The sequence below is a fragment of the Rothia sp. 18CD1-1 genome, assembly GCF_055285355.1.
The window spans coordinates 282,350-298,188 of record NZ_JBUZLI010000008.1 but is presented as its reverse complement, the minus strand read 5'-3'; the positions used below and the strand labels follow the sequence as shown (position 1 = coordinate 298,188).

14 protein-coding genes and 1 pseudogene are annotated in these 15,839 nt (G+C 57.5%); all 15 read left to right on the top strand.

Features of this window, described 5'->3' with window-relative positions:
- Nucleotides 1–26: 26 nt before the first annotated feature.
- The 15 genes and pseudogenes from ruvX to pyrF all read left to right on the top strand — a co-directional run bounded on the left by ruvX (nt 27) and on the right by pyrF (nt 15,799).
- Nucleotides 27–545 (top strand): Holliday junction resolvase RuvX, encoded by a 519-nt coding sequence (gene ruvX / locus ACS1BR_RS08385; protein WP_463561505.1) that lies wholly within the window; start codon nt 27–29, stop codon nt 543–545.
- Nucleotides 546–607: 62 nt separating this feature from the next.
- Nucleotides 608–1,759 carry an endolytic transglycosylase MltG gene (gene mltG, locus ACS1BR_RS08380; RefSeq protein WP_463561504.1) on the top strand — a complete coding sequence of 384 codons (1,152 nt, stop codon included), beginning with the start codon at nt 608–610 and terminating at the stop codon, nt 1,757–1,759.
- Nucleotides 1,760–2,701 carry a shikimate dehydrogenase family protein gene (locus ACS1BR_RS08375; protein ID WP_463561503.1) on the top strand — a complete coding sequence of 314 codons (942 nt, stop codon included), beginning with the start codon at nt 1,760–1,762 and terminating at the stop codon, nt 2,699–2,701.
- A gap of 86 nt (nt 2,702–2,787) precedes the next feature.
- Complete coding sequence (gene aroC / locus ACS1BR_RS08370) at nt 2,788–4,002, top strand: chorismate synthase (RefSeq protein ID WP_463561502.1); 1,215 nt, start codon at nt 2,788–2,790, stop codon at nt 4,000–4,002.
- A 6-nt stretch (nt 4,003–4,008) separates the two neighbouring features.
- Nucleotides 4,009–4,554 (top strand): annotated as a pseudogene (locus ACS1BR_RS08365) (shikimate kinase); the annotation flags it as partial.
- An 81-nt stretch (nt 4,555–4,635) separates the two neighbouring features.
- The gene (gene aroB / locus ACS1BR_RS08360) at nt 4,636–5,736 is read left to right on the top strand and encodes a 3-dehydroquinate synthase (RefSeq protein ID WP_463561668.1); all 1,101 of its coding nucleotides are present in this window, start codon (nt 4,636–4,638) and stop codon (nt 5,734–5,736) included.
- A gap of 126 nt (nt 5,737–5,862) precedes the next feature.
- Entirely contained in the window at nt 5,863–6,426 is a 564-nt protein-coding gene (efp, locus tag ACS1BR_RS08355) for an elongation factor P (protein ID WP_463561501.1), read from the top strand.
- Nucleotides 6,427–6,437: 11 nt separating this feature from the next.
- Complete coding sequence (gene nusB / locus ACS1BR_RS08350) at nt 6,438–6,848, top strand: transcription antitermination factor NusB (RefSeq protein ID WP_463561500.1); 411 nt, start codon at nt 6,438–6,440, stop codon at nt 6,846–6,848.
- Between the two features lie 139 nt (nt 6,849–6,987).
- Nucleotides 6,988–7,596, top strand: a complete 609-nt coding sequence (pyrR, locus tag ACS1BR_RS08345; protein WP_463561499.1) for a bifunctional pyr operon transcriptional regulator/uracil phosphoribosyltransferase PyrR — start codon at nt 6,988–6,990, stop codon at nt 7,594–7,596.
- Nucleotides 7,580–8,593 carry an aspartate carbamoyltransferase catalytic subunit gene (locus tag ACS1BR_RS08340; protein WP_463561498.1) on the top strand — a complete coding sequence of 338 codons (1,014 nt, stop codon included), beginning with the start codon at nt 7,580–7,582 and terminating at the stop codon, nt 8,591–8,593. Before pyrR ends, ACS1BR_RS08340 begins: the two co-directional genes overlap by 17 nt.
- Nucleotides 8,590–9,897, top strand: a complete 1,308-nt coding sequence (locus ACS1BR_RS08335) for a dihydroorotase (RefSeq protein WP_463561497.1) — start codon at nt 8,590–8,592, stop codon at nt 9,895–9,897. Before ACS1BR_RS08340 ends, ACS1BR_RS08335 begins: the two co-directional genes overlap by 4 nt.
- Before the next feature lie 6 nt (nt 9,898–9,903).
- Nucleotides 9,904–10,461, top strand: coding sequence for a PH-like domain-containing protein (locus ACS1BR_RS08330; protein ID WP_463561496.1), 558 nt, complete (start codon nt 9,904–9,906; stop codon nt 10,459–10,461).
- Between the two features lie 12 nt (nt 10,462–10,473).
- Nucleotides 10,474–11,637, top strand: a complete 1,164-nt coding sequence (gene carA, locus ACS1BR_RS08325; RefSeq protein WP_463561495.1) for a glutamine-hydrolyzing carbamoyl-phosphate synthase small subunit — start codon at nt 10,474–10,476, stop codon at nt 11,635–11,637.
- 26 nt (nt 11,638–11,663) lie between these two features.
- On the top strand, nt 11,664–14,963 hold the full coding sequence (gene carB / locus ACS1BR_RS08320) for a carbamoyl-phosphate synthase large subunit (RefSeq protein WP_463561494.1): 3,300 nt from the start codon (nt 11,664–11,666) through the stop codon (nt 14,961–14,963).
- On the top strand, nt 14,963–15,799 hold the full coding sequence (gene pyrF, locus ACS1BR_RS08315) for an orotidine-5'-phosphate decarboxylase (RefSeq protein WP_463561493.1): 837 nt from the start codon (nt 14,963–14,965) through the stop codon (nt 15,797–15,799). Before carB ends, pyrF begins: the two co-directional genes overlap by 1 nt.
- The last annotated feature ends 40 nt before the right edge of the window (nt 15,800–15,839 follow it).

Sequence of the window (15,839 nt, the reverse complement as noted above, 5' to 3'; positions counted from 1 at the left end):
TATTGGGGTCGAGGCGAGGTGTACGGATGGGCATCGATGTGGGCCGGGCCCGCGTCGGTGTCTCGCTGTCCGATCCGGACGGTATTTTGGCAACCCCTCTGCGAACCCTGCGACGGGATTCTAAAAAGAACTCCGATATCAGGGTTCTGGGAAAGCTTGTGCAGTTGCACGGGGTTGTCGAAATTTTTGTGGGTCTTCCCAAGACCATGCGCGGCGGTGATAGCGACTCAACAGCAATGGCAAGAACCTACGCCTCAGCTGTGAGGGTAGAATTGCTTGCTCAGCAGAGCGAGGTGCCCGTATGGTTGGTGGATGAGAGACTCACTACGGTCAGCGCCAGGCGGTCCCTCCACGACGCCGGTGTTTCGTCGCGAGACTTTAAAAAGATGGTGGATCAGGTAGCTGCGGTCAATATTTTGCAGTACGCTCTCGACTCCCTCTCCGGGGGTCGTGAGACGGTGGGCATACCCGTGTATCCCGGCCATGAATCGACCGGTTCTGCTGTAGCGGAATCGACCAAGAAAGAGACGGAGAGCCCCGAGTGAGTCGTAAGAATTCTTATCAGCCACGCAGGTCACGCCGCCGAGAAGAGCCCGAAAATCTCAGGATGCTTCTGAACGACGCAGACGATACCCGTGATAGTGTGCTCGGCGGGATCACCGTGGAGCACGAAGTTATGACCGCCGATCAGAGGCGGCGTATTAGGGTCCGTCGTCGGAACACTCTGATTACCGCCGTGCTTGTTTTTAGTGTGGCTGTGGTGATGGTTGTTGCTATCATTGCTCCCCAGACCGGCTGGTTTAAGCGTAAAGATTATCGGGGGGACGGTAATGGGACAGCTGTCTCCTACACCGTTGAGTCGGGGACGTCGCTGTCGCAAATTGCCGCTGATCTCGAAGCGAGGGGTGTAATCGCCGATGCATCTCGGTTTTTGAAGACCTACCAGGATATTAGTAGCGACCTTTATGTGCAGCCCGGTGAGTACGAGTTGCAAGAACGGATGAGTAGCGAGGCGGCCCTTAACGTGCTTCTCGATCTTAACAGTGCTGACCAGGTGTATGTTGCGATCAACCAGACCCTGCGTATGGACGAAACGCTACAGAATCTTGCGACAACCACCGGTATTTCTTACGCGGAGTTTAACGCGCTCAATGACGATATTGGCCAGTTCGGTATTCCCTCAAACTTTCCTAACCTTGAAGGCTGGCTGCACCCGGGAGAGTATCATTTTGATAAAGATGCCACCGCTCGGGAGATTGTGCAGACACTGGTTGACCGCACCAAGCAGGATTTAGCTGAGGCAAACGTTGAGGGCGATGACCGTATTTTTCACGTGATTACCGAGGCATCTATCCTGGAGTTTGAGGGTCTACCCAAGGACTATTCGACCATTGCCGGAGCCATTGAAAACCGCATGAACAATCCCGAGGGTGAGACCGGAGGCTACCTACAGTCAGATGCTACCGTAGCCTACGGTCTGGGAGAGAAGACCTACCAGATTACCGACGCCCAGAAGCGGGATGCCAACAACAGGTACAACACCTTCTACCACAAGGGCTTGCCCGTGGGTCCGATCGGTTCACCCGATCTGGCAGCGGTGAGAGCTGCCGCTAACCCCGATAAGAATAACTACTATTTCTGGGTAACGGTTAACCTCGATACGGGTGAAACCAAGTTCGCTACCACCTATGAAGAGCACCTCAGAAACGTTGAAGAATACGATGACTGGTGCGAGAAGAACAAGGGGAAGTGCTCATAGTTGGCTCCCCCAAAGACGCGGCGCAGGGCCTTTGTGCTGGGCCACCCGGTGGCGCATTCCCTGTCGCCGGTGCTCCACCGGGTTGCCTATGACTTTCTGGGCCGGCAGATCAGCTATAGCAGCCTCGATACCCGCAAAGATCAGCTGGCAGACAGGTTTGCTTATGCCGCCAGACTGGGGAATGTGTGCGGCTTTTCCTGCACGATGCCCCTAAAAACCGCTGTTAAAGATTTTCTTGATCGGCAAACAGACCTGGCACAGGTGGTGGGTACGGTCAACACGGTTTTTTGGGAGCGATCTGCGAATGGTGACAGGTTGCAGGCTGTCGGGCATAACACCGATGTCTCGGGGGTCGTCAACTCTCTCAATTGGGCGGCTGCGGGCGAGGTGGATACCGGCTCGTGCGCAATCGTCGGAGGCGGAGGGACGGCCGCCGCCGCGCTTGCGGCTATGACATATCTGGGCGCAGAAACAGTCGATGTGTTTGTGCGTTCAGCTACTAGAGCTCACGGGGTGAAGACAGTGGCTCAGCGACTGGGGATCAGGCTCCGGCTGAAAGAATTCTCCTCTTTTGCGGATTCCGCAAAGAACTACTCGCTGACGGTGTCAACCCTGCCAGCCGGTGCCGCCGATAGCCTCTGCCCGCGGCTCGCCGGGAAGCTCTCCGGTATCCTTCTCGATGTATCCTACGACCCCTGGCCCTCGGCACTGGCCCACCGGTTTCATGAGTTGGGTGGGGTCGCTGTATCCGGGAAAGAAATGCTGATGTATCAGGCTGTGGATCAGGTAAAACTCTTTACCGGGTATCAACTTACCGATAGGCTTGACGGGGAGCTTGCCATGGTGAATGCCATGTGTCGGTCGATCGGGCTTAACCCGCGTACGGTTCTGCCGCAGAACGTGTACTCTGCACGGCAGTTGAGCCCCCGGGATAACCGTTAAACTTAGAGGGTGGGCCCGCGCTCATCCGTAGATAACCGGCAAGTGCCGGGGCACTTCGAGTGTATGTGAAAGGGAAACAAAAACCTATGCTGCGTTGGTTAACCTCGGGCGAATCGCACGGTGAAGCACTGGTAGGAATTATTGAGGGCGTTCCTGCCGGTGTGGATGTGACTTCCGATATGGTGGCTCGGGCATTGGCCCGGCGCCGGCTAGGCTACGGCCGGGGTGCACGCATGAAGTTTGAGGAAGACAGGGTGCGTATTCTCGGTGGTGTGCGCCACGGTAAAACCCAGGGTGGGCCCATAGCGATTGAAATCGCCAACACCGAGTGGCCCAAGTGGGTGGATGTCATGAGTTCTGACCCCGTTGACCCTCAAAAAATTGAGGGCAGGGCCAGGAATGCTGCGCTGACCAGGCCGCGCCCCGGTCACGCAGATTTTACCGGTATGCAGAAATACGGTTTCGATGAGGCCCGTCCGGTACTTGAGCGCGCCTCGGCCCGCGAGACCGCAACCCGGGTGGCTCTGGGCGTGGTGGCCGCCCAGGTGCTGAAAGCGCTTGACGTTGAGCTGGTGAGTCACACCACCGCGATTGCCGCCGTTGCCGTGCCGTCCGATGCAGCACGCCCACAACCGTCCGATATTAATGACCTGGATTCTGACCCCCTGCGCTGTTTTGACCGTCAGACTAGTCAGGCAATGGTGGAGCGTATCGACAGGGCACACAAGGACGGTGAAACGCTGGGCGGTGTTGTTGAGGTTCTTGCCTATGGGCTACCTCCGGGGCTTGGCTCCTACGTGCACTGGGACCGCCGTCTCGACGCCCGGCTGGCCGCAGCGCTGATGGGTATCCAGGCCATTAAAGGGGTTGAGGTGGGGGACGGTTTCATGACGGCCACCCGGGACGGGACTCTGGCCCATGATGAGATTTCGGTGGGACGCCAGGGTGTCCACCGCGACACCAATCGTGCCGGCGGTATTGAGGGCGGCATGAGCATCGGTGATCTTTTGCGCGTGCGGGCTGCTATGAAACCTATCGCCACCGTACCCAGGGCCTTGAAAACTATTGATACCTCCACCGGGGAGCAGACGCGCGCCCACCACCAGCGATCCGATGTGTGCGCTGTTCCCGCTGCCGGGGTGGTCGCAGAGGCCATGGTGGCCCTGGTGCTGGCAGAAGCCTCTCTCGAAAAGTTCGGTGGCGACTCCATTGCTGAGACCCGCCGTAATCTGGACAGCTACCTGGCCGCTATACCCAGCTCACTTGCCTGGGAGCCCAGGGTCTCGGGCTGGGGCAGCTAAAGTTCAATGGACGCAGACTCAGGGGGAAAAGATGAAAACCCCCATCTGGCACCGGACCCGCAGCAGGTGCGGCAGCTTCAAGAGGACTACCTTTCACGGCGCCGTCCCATTATTTTGATCGGGCCGATGGCCGCCGGAAAATCGTATATCGGTACCCACCTGGCAAAATTTTACGGCTACCGTTTTGTTGATGCCGATGAGTATTTTGTGCAGAGGTACGGCCCCATTTCAGATTTTTTTGATGAGCACGGTGAGCGCGAGTTTCGGCGGCTTGAAGCCCAGATTGTTCGTGAGATCCTGGAATCACCTGCCCACCGGAACACGGTGCTATCTTTGGGCGGGGGTGCCCCCATGACTGATGCGGTGGCCCAGCTGCTACGCGGAGAGTGCGTTATTTATATTAGGGTTGATGCCGAGACCGTAAGGCCCCGTATCGAGGGTAATAGGAGCAGGCCCCTGTTGCAGCCGGATCCGATGAGCCGCTGGCTGGAAGTGACCGCACCCCGGCTGAGCCGGTACCGTGAACTGGCAAGCTATACGCTTGATGCCCGCGGGGGCCGCAGCCTGACCCAGATGACCTCGGAGCTCCAACAGTTTATTCTTTCTACCCGAAAGGCGAGCACAGTGAATTCGATGTCAACCGATGCAATCTCTATTGCGGTGCGCGGAGAACGTCCTTCCGAAAACTACGATGTGGTGGTTGGCCACCACCTGCTGGGTTTACTTCCCGACATACTTGGGGGAGCCACCCGTAAAGTTCTGGTTATCCACCCCCGTGCCCTTCGCTCCACCGGGGAGCTGGTCATGGACGACCTGCGAAAGGCCGGCTACGAGTCCCTGAGCGCGGAAATCCCCGATGCCGAGGAGGGGAAACATCTGCAGGTTGCCGGTTTCTGCTGGCAGGTTCTGGGGCAGAATAATTTTACCCGCACCGATGCGGTGGTTTCGGTGGGGGGCGGAGCGGTCAGTGACCTCGCCGGTTTTGTTGCTTCGACCTGGTTGCGCGGGGTAAAAGTGGTGCACATGCCCACCACCCTGCTGGGCATGGTGGATGCTGCTGTGGGCGGTAAAACCGCCATCAATACCGCCGAGGGGAAAAATCTGGTGGGAACTTTTTATCCGCCGGCCGCTGTGCTGTGCGAGATCGGCACCCTGCGCACCCTGCCCCGGTATGAGCTACTGACCGGTATGGCAGAAGTGATCAAATGCGGTTTTATCGCCGATCCCGAGATTCTGAGGATCATCGAGGGGAACCTCGAAAAAATTCGTGATTCCCAGTCCGATCTGGTCCGCGAGCTGATTGAGCGTTCCGTGCGGGTGAAAGCTGACATAGTTTCGGATGATTTGAGGGAGTCCGGCCGCCGGGAATTTTTGAATTACGGGCACACACTTGCCCACGCTATTGAGCGCCTTGAACGCTACCGGTGGCGGCACGGAGCCGCGGTAGCTGTGGGCATGGTCTACGCTGCGGAGCTCTCTCTGGCTGCGGGCTACCTCGACGAAGAGACGGTGGACCGTACCAGGGCTATCTGTGAGTCGGTTGGCCTGCCCACCACCTATCCCGCCCACCGCTGGGGACAGCTTCTTGAAACGATGCGTCGCGATAAGAAGGCACGGGGGAACCAGCTCCGTTTTGTTATCCTGGACAGGCTGGCTCAGCCCCGTATCTACGAGGTCCCCGATGAGGCTATTCTGTTCTCCACCTACCTGAGTATTGCGGATCCGGCAGAATAAGACTGTGATACCGGAGTCCTTTTTACCTCCGCTGACGGGGCCTGCGGTGTCTGCGGCAAAGACACGCTACAATTGCAAAGAATCTTTTAGTGATCCTTGAAAATTACACATGTAAAGGAGAGTCGGATGGCAACAACCAACGACATCAAAAACGGTACAGTTCTCAAACTTGACGGCAATCTCTGGTCGGTGATCGAGTTTCAACACGTGAAGCCGGGTAAAGGCGGTGCTTTTGTGCGCACCAAGCTACGCAATGTGACGTCGGGCAAGGTTGTCGATAAAACTTTTAACGCCGGTGCCAAGGTGGAGACCGCGACCGTTGACCGCTCCGACTACCAGTACCTTTACCAGGACGGCGACGACTACGTGTTCATGGATACCCAGACCTATGATCAGATCAATGTGGCGGCCGTCGTGGTGGGGGACGCTGCCAACTATCTGCTGGAATCACAGGTGGCGACTATTGCCATGTATGAGGGGTCGCCGCTCTACATTGAGCTACCCGCCTCGGTGGTTCTTGAAATCACCTACACCGAACCCGGTTTGCAGGGTGATCGGTCGACCGGCGGGACCAAACCTGCCACCCTTGAGACAGGCGCACAAATTCAGGTCCCGCTTTTTCTTGAGCAGGGGACCCGGGTGAAGGTTGATACCCGTACCGGCGACTACCTTGGCCGGGTCAACGACTAGCTGAGGATACAGTGAACTCACGAACAAGAGCCCGCCTCAGAGCTCTCGAGGTTCTTTTTGAGGCGGAACAGCGCAAGGACGACATTATCGATACGCTCGAACGCCGTAGACTGCACGCTACCACCCAGATCTCTCCCTATGCGGAGACGATTGTGCGCGGGGTCCGCGACCACGATGAAGAAATTCGCGAGTATATTGAAACCTATTCCCAGGGCTGGTCGATGGATCGTATGCCGAGCGTGGATAGGGTAGCCCTGCGCCTTGGGGCCTGGGAGCTACTTTTTAACGACGATGTCCCCGACCCGGTGGCAATTTCTGAGGCGACGGGTTTGGTGCGTCTGCTGTCAACCGATGATTCACCCAAGTTTGTGAACGGGCTGCTGGATCGTCTGCGCCGGCTCAAACCCACTCTGCTTGCCTAGACCGCGGGAGGGGTAGCGTTTTGAGGAAACGCTACCCCTCTTTTTGTGTGACGCGGCAGATTTGGTTGGTGGCTGTGGTAAGTTATGACAGAAAGCAACCTTTAAATTCCGTCCTGTGAGGCGGGGAAGGAGGCCGGTTATGGCGGAGCTGGATTCTCGTTCGGGGCGTACTATTCTTGCTGCTGCGGATATTGATCGGGTGTTGACACGGATCGCCCACGAAATTCTTGAAGCAAACAAGGGCTCTGACGGCTTGGTTTTGCTGGGTATTCCTCGCAAGGGTGCCCCGTTGGCGCAGCGTTTGGCAGGCAAAATTGAGCAGGCCGATGCTGGGTTTTCTGCCCGTGATTCTTTGGGACAGCTCGATATCACCATGTATCGCGACGATCTGCGGAACATCCCGGGGAGGTCGCCGCAGCCGAGCCGGCTTCCCGCTGTCGGTATCGACGGTAAAAATGTTGTACTTGTCGACGATGTGCTCTATTCCGGGCGTACCATCCGTGCCGCGCTCGATGCTCTCAAAGACTACGGACGCCCCTCCTGTGTTCGTCTTGCTGTGCTGGTTGATCGCGGACACCGGCAGCTACCCATTCGAGCAGACCATGTGGGTAAAAATCTGCCCACCTCTGAGGAAGAGTCTGTGCGGGTCTTTCTTCACGAAATTGATTCTGAAGCCGGTCCCGACCGTGTAGAAATTCTGTACCCAGCCAAAACTGCCGAAGAGGGGAACCATGAAACATCTTCTTGATACCCGCGATCTCACCCGCGAAGAAGCTATCACTATTCTCGATACTGCCGACTATATGAGTGAGGTGGGTAAGCGCGAGGTCAAAAAACTTCCCGCCCTTCAGGGGCGCACCGTGGTTAACCTCTTTTTTGAGGATTCAACCCGTACCCGTCTATCTTTTGAGACCGCTGAGAAAAGGCTTTCGGCCGATGTGATCAATTTTTCTGCCAAGGGTTCCTCGGTTTCTAAGGGAGAGTCTCTGAAAGATACGGCTCAGACTCTCGCCGCTATTGATGCCGATGCTATTGTGATCCGTCATTCTGCCTCGGGTGCACCTCAGCGGTTGGCCGAGGCCGGCTGGATTGACGCGTCCATTCTCAATGCCGGCGACGGCACTCACGCCCATCCCACCCAGGCCCTGCTCGATGCCATGACTTTGCGCCAGTTTCGCGCTGCCGCCACCGGTGAGACCACGCGCGGTACCGATCTTTCGGGGATGCGGATAGCTATTGTGGGTGACATTTTGCATTCACGGGTTGCCCGCTCTAACCTCTGGTTGCTCACCTCGCTGGGTGCCACGGTAGTTTTTGTTGCCCCGCCCACCCTGCTGCCGGTGGATATTGAGGACTGGCCCTGCCAAGTGTATTTCAGTTTAGACCGGGCGCTACAGACCCGTCTTGACGCGGTGATGCTCTTGCGTATCCAAAAGGAACGTATGCACGCGGCTTTCTTCCCCAGCGGAGAGGAATATACCCGCCTGTGGGGGCTGACTCCTGAGCGTTTTTCCCTGCTTGACAGTGCCGAGCACGAAACCGCGATACTGCACCCCGGACCCATGAACCGCGGCTTGGAGATTAGTACGGTAGCGGCCGACTCAGACCGCTCCTGGGTGCTGCGGCAGGTCAATAACGGTGTTTCGGTGCGTATGGCGGTGCTTTACCTGCTGATGACCGGTGGCAGCCCCCGCGATTTCGATGCGCACCCAACTTCTGCAGCACACAAGAAAGTACGAGCATGACTGAGAAATATCTCCTTAAAGAAGTATCTCTTCTGGGTGAGAAAACCGCCGATATTCTTATTGACCGGGGCATTATTGCTGAGATAGGGGAGAACCTTCACCGCGACGATGCCGAGGTCATCTCAGCCTCCGGGCTCATTGCTCTTCCTGGCCTGGTAGATTTGCACACCCACCTGCGGGAACCCGGTCAGGAAGATGCCGAGACCGTTGAAACCGGTAGCCGTGCGGCTGCTGCCGGCGGCTATACCGCGGTGTTTGCTATGGCGAACTCTAACCCGGTGGCGGATACCGCCGGTGTGGTGGAACAGGTGTATGAACTGGGCCGGGCAGCGGGTTGGGTGCAGGTACAGCCTATTGGTTCCGTCACCGTGGGGCTTGCCGGTAAGCAGCTCGCCGAAATTGGTGCTATGGCTGATTCGCGGGCTCGGGTTCGGGTTTTTTCCGATGACGGCATGTGCGTGTGGGATCCGGCTATGATGCGCCGGGCTCTTGAGTATGTAAAAACTTTTAACGGCGTTATTGCTCAGCACGCCCAGGAGCCGCGGCTCACCGAGGGCGCTCAGATGAATGAGGGACGGGTGTCGGCCGACCTGGGTCTTACCGGCTGGCCGGCTGTTGCCGAGGAGTCCATTATTGCCCGAGATGTTTTGCTCGCCCACCATGTGGGATCCCGTTTGCACATCTGCCACCTGTCCACCAGGGGTGCTGTGGAGATTGTGCGGTGGGCAAAAGAGCGCGGAATACAGGTGAGTGCTGAGGTTACCCCCCACCACCTGCTTTTAACCGATGAGCTGGTGCGCACCTATGACCCCGTATACAAGGTCAATCCACCGCTACGCACCGATGAGGACGTGATGGCGTTGCGCGCCGCGGTAGCCGACGGCACGATCGATATTATTGGCACCGATCATGCCCCGCACCCGGATGAATCCAAAGATTGTGAGTGGGACTGCGCGGCAAACGGCATGACAGGTTTGGAACAGGCACTCTCGATTGCGCAGAAAACCCTGGTAGACACCGGGATGATAGGTTGGGCGGATCTTGCCCGTATCATGAGCACCAAGCCCGCCGAGATTGGGATGCTCGCCGATCAGGGTCGCCCCCTTGCGGTGGGGGAACCCGCCAATATTGTGGTGCTGGATCCTCGGGCGCAGCGCACCATTGTTCCCCGGGATCAGCAGACCAAGGGCAAAAACAACCCCTACCGGGGTATGCAGCTGCCCGGTAGCGTACGGGCCACTTTCTACCGGGGTCACCCCACCGTGCTTGAGGGTAAAATAAACAGCCCCTTGAAAACCCGGTAGGTGGGCATGGATGCCAAACTGATCACAGCGTGTGTGAGCCTCGGCCTTGCTGTAACTGCCCTGGTGCTGATGGCCTCCGGTTGGCATTCCCGACGTAAAAGACAGATTGAGCTGGGACATCTTGCAGAAGTCCCGGAACGGTATGACCGGCAGGTTCCGCTGACGGCTTTCACCGGGACCTACGTTTCCACCACGCTCACCGGTGATCTACTGAACCGGCTAACCGTAGATTCTCTGGGGTATAAGGCCGCCGCAACCGTCTTTATCTTTGATGATTCTGTGGTAATTTCTCGCCGCGGTGCCCGCGATCTGTGGATTCCGGGCAAAGATATACTCGCCGTGGGCACTGTAGCGGGTATGGCGGGAAAATTTGTGGAAAGAAATGGCCTGGTTCTGCTGACCTGGTCTTTCAACGGCACCTCCGTGGATACCGGGCTGAGGCTACAGTACGCCCGTGAGAAGAAACATCTCCTGACCGCTCTAGAGAACCTTATGGATTCGGTAACACCCTGCTCCATGCAAACCTCCGGCAGAACTCACTCCTCTGCGCAATCTCAACTTTAAGGAAGTGCGTGAATGACCACTCTGACCCATCAAAATATTCCCGCGGTACTGGTCCTCGAAGACGGAACTGTTTTTCGCGGTGCCGCCTACGGCGCCATCGGTAAAACTCTGGGAGAGGCTGTCTTTTCGACCGGTATGACCGGCTACCAGGAAACCCTGACCGACCCTTCCTACGCGGGACAGATCGTGGTGCACACCGCACCCCATATCGGTAACACCGGTGTCAATACTGAAGACGCAGAATCCTGCCGTATCTGGGTGGCCGGCTACGCGGTGCGCGAGGCCGCTCGCCGTTTTTCAAATTGGCGGTCAGAGGGGTCTCTCGGCGAGCAGCTGAAAGAACAGTCTATTGTGGGTATCCAAGGAATCGATACCAGGGCGTTAACCCGTCGTCTGCGTGAATCGGGCGCTATGCGGGCCGGTATCTTCTCCGGCGTTGAAGCAGACCGATCTGAGACAGAACTCCTCGATGAGGTCAAAAGCTCCCACCGGATGGCCGGGCAGCAGCTGGCGGATTCGGTCTCTACCGCTTCTGCCTACGTGATTGAACCGGGTAACTACGGTTGGAAGGGCGAGGAACGCGGTGTTCTGGCAGCTCTTGACCTGGGGATCAAGTCGATGACTCCGGTTCGGTTTGCTCAGCGAGGCGTGCGTGTACACGTGCTTCCCTCTGATACGAGCCTGGAAGACATCGAGGCACTTACCCCCGACGGGGTCTTCTTCTCCAATGGTCCGGGCGACCCCGCCACCGCTGAAAAGCAGGTGCAGCTGCTCCGGCAGGTGCTGCGGCGGCGGATCCCCTTCTTCGGTATCTGTTTTGGGCACCAGTTACTGGGGAGGGCCCTGGGGTTTGGCACCTACAAGCTCAAATTTGGCCACCGCGGAATTAACCAGCCGGTCTTAGACCGCGGCACGGGCAGGGTCGAAATCACCGCGCACAACCACGGGTTTGCCGTTGATGCTCCGCTGGAGGGGGTTACCGTCGCGCCCCTCGAGGAGTTCGGCAGGGTAGAGGTCTCCCATATCGGTCTCAACGATCAGATGGTGGAGGGACTGTACTGCCTGGATATTCCAGCGTTTTCGGTGCAGTACCACCCCGAGGCAGCAGCCGGCCCCCACGATGCCGACTACCTGTTTGACCGTTTTATTGATCTCATGAGCCAGAAAACCAACTAGTTACTAGTGTAAGGAAACATAGCGATATGCCACGCAGAGAAGACCTCAACTCCGTTCTGGTAATTGGTTCGGGGCCCATCGTGATCGGTCAGGCAGCAGAATTTGACTACTCGGGCACCCAGGCGCTGCGGGTTCTCAGGGAAGAGGGCGTGCGGGTGATCTTGGTGAACTCTAACCCGGCGACCATCATGACCGACCCGGAGTTTGCCGATGCCACCTACATCGAACCTATCACCCCCGAAGTGATCGAAAAGATTATAGCTAAGGAAAGCCCCGACGCTATCCTGCCGACCCTGGGTGGGCAAACAGCCCTCAACGCGGCCATCGCTCTTGACCAGCGCGGCATCCTGGCTAAGTACGGGGTGGAGCTGATCGGTGCCAATATAGAGGCCATCAATCTGGGTGAGGACCGCGAAGCCTTTAAAGGCGTGGTGGAACGGGCCGGCGGCGAATCTGCCCGGTCGGAGATCGTGCACTCGATGGAGGAAGCCCTATCCGCAGCCGAACGTCTGGGCTACCCCATGGTGGTGCGCCCCTCGTTTACTATGGGCGGGCTGGGCTCAGGTATGGCCTACACGGAGGAAGACCTCTACCGTATTGCCGGCGCCGGTATCCAGTACAGCCCCACCAGCGAAGTGCTGCTGGAGGAGTCCATCCTGGGGTGGAAAGAATACGAGCTGGAAATGATGCGGGACAAAAATGACAACGTAGTGGTGGTGTGCTCCATCGAAAATTTTGATCCCGTGGGTGTGCACACCGGAGACTCGATCACCGTGGCCCCGGCGCTCACCCTGACCGACCGGGAGTTCCAAAAGCTGCGTGACATCGCCATGAACGTGATCCGTGAGGTGGGGGTTGATACCGGGGGCTGTAATATTCAGTTTGCCGTGGATCCGACGAGTGGGCGAGTAGTTGTTATCGAAATGAACCCCAGGGTCTCCCGGTCCTCAGCCCTGGCATCAAAAGCGACCGGTTTTCCGATCGCCAAAATTGCCACCAAACTGTCCTTGGGCTACACCCTTGATGAGATTCCCAACGACATCACTCAAAAAACCCCGGCGTCCTTTGAGCCGACCCTCGACTACATTGTGGTCAAGGTCCCCCGCTTTGCCTTTGAGAAATTCCCGGCAGCGGATCCTACGCTCACCACCACCATGAAATCGGTGGGGGAGGCGATGGCCCTGGGCAGAAACTTTACCGAGGCCCTGCAGAAAGCTATGCGATCTTTGGAACAGAAAGGAGCTTCCTTCTGCTTTGCTGAATCCCGGCTCTCGGACATTGAGCTGGACCGGCTTATCGAAGAAACTAAAATCCCGAGTGCGGAACGAATCCACAGGGTGCAGCGCGCTATGCTTGCCGGTGCCACCGTGGAGCAGATATATGAGGCAACCAAGATTGACCCCTGGTTCCTCGACCAAATTGCACTGCTCAACGAGGTAGCCGCCGAAGTCAGAAGGAAAAAGACTCTGGACGCGGATACTCTGACTCTTGCCAAACGCCACGGTTTCTCTGACGCGCAGATTGGCGAAATTGTGGGCTACAGGGAGGAGGTTGTGCGCGGTATCCGCCACGCACTCGGTATTCGCCCGGTTTTCAAGACCGTTGATACCTGTGCGGCCGAGTTTGAAGCTTTCACCCCCTACCACTATTCGTCATACGATACCGAGGACGAGGTGGGCCGGCACGAGAAACCGTCCATTATGATCTTGGGCTCGGGGCCCAACCGGATTGGGCAGGGCATTGAGTTTGATTACTCCTGCGTACACGCTTCCCTGGTTTTGCGCGAGGCCGGTTATGAGACCGTGATGGTCAACTGTAACCCCGAGACGGTCTCCACCGACTACGATATTTCAACCCGCCTGTATTTTGAGCCGCTGACCCTTGAAGATGTGCTTGAGGTCGTGGAGGCAGAGCGGCGTACCGGCGGCCTGCTGGGGGTTTTTGTGCAGCTGGGTGGGCAGACCCCGCTGAAGCTGGCCCAGCATCTCAAGGATGCGGGTATTCCGATACTCGGGACCACGCCCGAGTCGATTGACCTTGCCGAAGACCGGGGGGAGTTCTCGCGGGTACTTGAGCAGGCGGGGCTTGTATCCCCGAAAAACGGCACCGCTTTCACCTTTGAGAATGCTCAACAGATTGCCGATGATATCGGCTATCCCGTGCTGGTTCGTCCCTCCTATGTTCTGGGTGGTCGCGGTATGGAGATTGTCTACGACGAGGCTAACCTTGCCCGCTACCTTGACAATGCCACAGAGGTATCTGTCTCCCAGCCGGCTCTGATCGATAAGTTCCTTGAGGATGCCGTGGAGATCGATGTTGATGCGCTCTACGATGGTCGGCAACTGTACCTGGGCGGGGTGATGGAGCATATCGAGGAGGCCGGTATTCACTCGGGGGACTCGGCCTGTACACTGCCGCCCATTACTCTTGCCCCAGATATTATTGAGAGGGTTAAAGAGGCAACCGCTAAAATTGCGGCCGGTATAGGTGTGCGCGGTCTTATTAATATTCAGTTTGCTGTGGCCTCAGATATTCTCTACGTGATTGAGGCTAACCCTAGAGCTTCCCGTACGGTACCCTTTGTGTCCAAGGCGACCGGGGTGCAGATGGCAAAAGCTGCGGCTCTTATCGGTGCCGGCAAAAGTATTGCCGAGCTTAGGGAAGCAGGAGTTTTGCCCGCGACCATGGATGGTGCGTCTCTCCCCACCGATACGGCGATCGCCGTGAAAGCAGCAGTTTTGCCGTTTAGTAGGTTCCGCACCCGCAACGGCCGTGTGGTGGATTCTCTGCTGGGCCCCGAGATGCGCTCTACCGGTGAGGTCATGGGTCTCGACACCTATTTTGATACCGCATTTGCTAAGGCTGAAACGGCGGCGGGTAACAGGCTGCCCACCGGGGGTAAGGTTTTTGTTTCGGTTGCCCATCGTGACAAGCGCAGCGTCATTATTTACGTGAAGATGCTACAGCAGCTGGGTTTTGAGATTGTTTCTACCGGTGGTACCGCACAGGTTTTGCAGCGTAACGGGGTGAGCTCGCAGGTGGTACCCAAGATCGCTGATGTCCGGGACGGTGAACGCTCTATCGTCGATATGGTGATCGATGGTGAAATCAGTCTTATCTTGAACACTCCTTCGGGGGGCAGGGCGCGCGGAGACGGATATGAAATTCGTGCCGCAGCTACCTCGGTGGGCTGTCCCGTGATGACAACCGCCTCCGAGTTTGGCGCGGTGGTGCAGGCTATCAACGCGCTGCGGGAGTACAGCTGGAGCGTGATGAGCGTGCAGGAACATCACGCCAGGTTTCACCGGGACGGGCAGGCAGAGTAATGGCCGAAGTTTTAGGGTTTGGGGACCGACTGATACAGGCTATGGAGGAGAGGGGGCCCCTCTGCGTGGGGGTTGATCCCCATCCGGACCTACTGACCACCTGGGGGCTGGGCGATAGCCCCGCGGGGTTAGCCGAATTTTCATCGCGTGTGGTTGCGGCAGCAGCTGGGCGGGTTGCAGCGCTGAAGCCCCAGGTAGCATTTTTTGAGCGTCACGGGTCCGCAGGTTTTGCTGTTCTTGAGGATCTTCTGGCTGAGGCAAGGGCTCAGGGTCTACCGGTGATCGCCGACGCTAAGCGCGGCGATATCGGTTCAACCATGGCCGCCTATGCCCGGGCCTGGCTGGGGGAAGATTCTGCGCTGGTCAGCGATGCGGTAACGCTGAGCCCCTACCTGGGCTTTGAGTCTCTACGGCCGGCGCTGGATCTTGCCCGCAAGAATTCTCGCGGCAGTTTTGTGCTTGCGCTGACCTCTAACCCCGAAGGGAAGACTGTTCAGCACGCCGGTGACTCCGTTGCCCGGAAGATCATCGATGCGGCGCAGGCTGAGAATACTCGCGAGGGTTATGCGCGGATGGGATCATGCGGTTTAGTAATTGGCGCCACTGTCGGAGAAACCCTGCAAAAATTAAAAATAGATATTTCAATTTTTAACGGCCCCATTCTTTCCCCCGGATACGGCGCTCAGGGAGCTAGAGCCGAAGACCTCTACCGGGTGTTTAGGGGCGCCGAAGATAGGGTTTTGATAAATTCTAGCCGCGGAATCCTGAGACATGGCCCGTCTATACAGGCTCTAGTGCACGGTATCGGTGAAACCCTGGAAGACCTGAAACGGTAGGTAAAAACGTCACTACTTTCAACCTGTAATTTAAATTACT

What these genes read in the sequence shown, in the direction of transcription:
- ruvX (WP_463561505.1), top strand. Translation starts at nt 27, where the DNA reads ATGGGCATCGATGTGGGCCGGGCCCGCGTCGGTGTCTCGCTGTCCGAT.
- mltG (WP_463561504.1), top strand. Translation starts at nt 608, where the DNA reads ATGCTTCTGAACGACGCAGACGATACCCGTGATAGTGTGCTCGGCGGG.
- aroC (WP_463561502.1), top strand. Translation starts at nt 2,788, where the DNA reads ATGCTGCGTTGGTTAACCTCGGGCGAATCGCACGGTGAAGCACTGGTA.
- aroB (WP_463561668.1), top strand. Translation starts at nt 4,636, where the DNA reads ATGTCAACCGATGCAATCTCTATTGCGGTGCGCGGAGAACGTCCTTCC.
- efp (WP_463561501.1), top strand. Translation starts at nt 5,863, where the DNA reads ATGGCAACAACCAACGACATCAAAAACGGTACAGTTCTCAAACTTGAC.
- pyrR (WP_463561499.1), top strand. Translation starts at nt 6,988, where the DNA reads ATGGCGGAGCTGGATTCTCGTTCGGGGCGTACTATTCTTGCTGCTGCG.
- ACS1BR_RS08340 (WP_463561498.1), top strand. Translation starts at nt 7,580, where the DNA reads ATGAAACATCTTCTTGATACCCGCGATCTCACCCGCGAAGAAGCTATC.
- ACS1BR_RS08335 (WP_463561497.1), top strand. Translation starts at nt 8,590, where the DNA reads ATGACTGAGAAATATCTCCTTAAAGAAGTATCTCTTCTGGGTGAGAAA.
- ACS1BR_RS08330 (WP_463561496.1), top strand. Translation starts at nt 9,904, where the DNA reads ATGGATGCCAAACTGATCACAGCGTGTGTGAGCCTCGGCCTTGCTGTA.
- carA (WP_463561495.1), top strand. Translation starts at nt 10,474, where the DNA reads ATGACCACTCTGACCCATCAAAATATTCCCGCGGTACTGGTCCTCGAA.
- carB (WP_463561494.1), top strand. Translation starts at nt 11,664, where the DNA reads ATGCCACGCAGAGAAGACCTCAACTCCGTTCTGGTAATTGGTTCGGGG.
- pyrF (WP_463561493.1), top strand. Translation starts at nt 14,963, where the DNA reads ATGGCCGAAGTTTTAGGGTTTGGGGACCGACTGATACAGGCTATGGAG.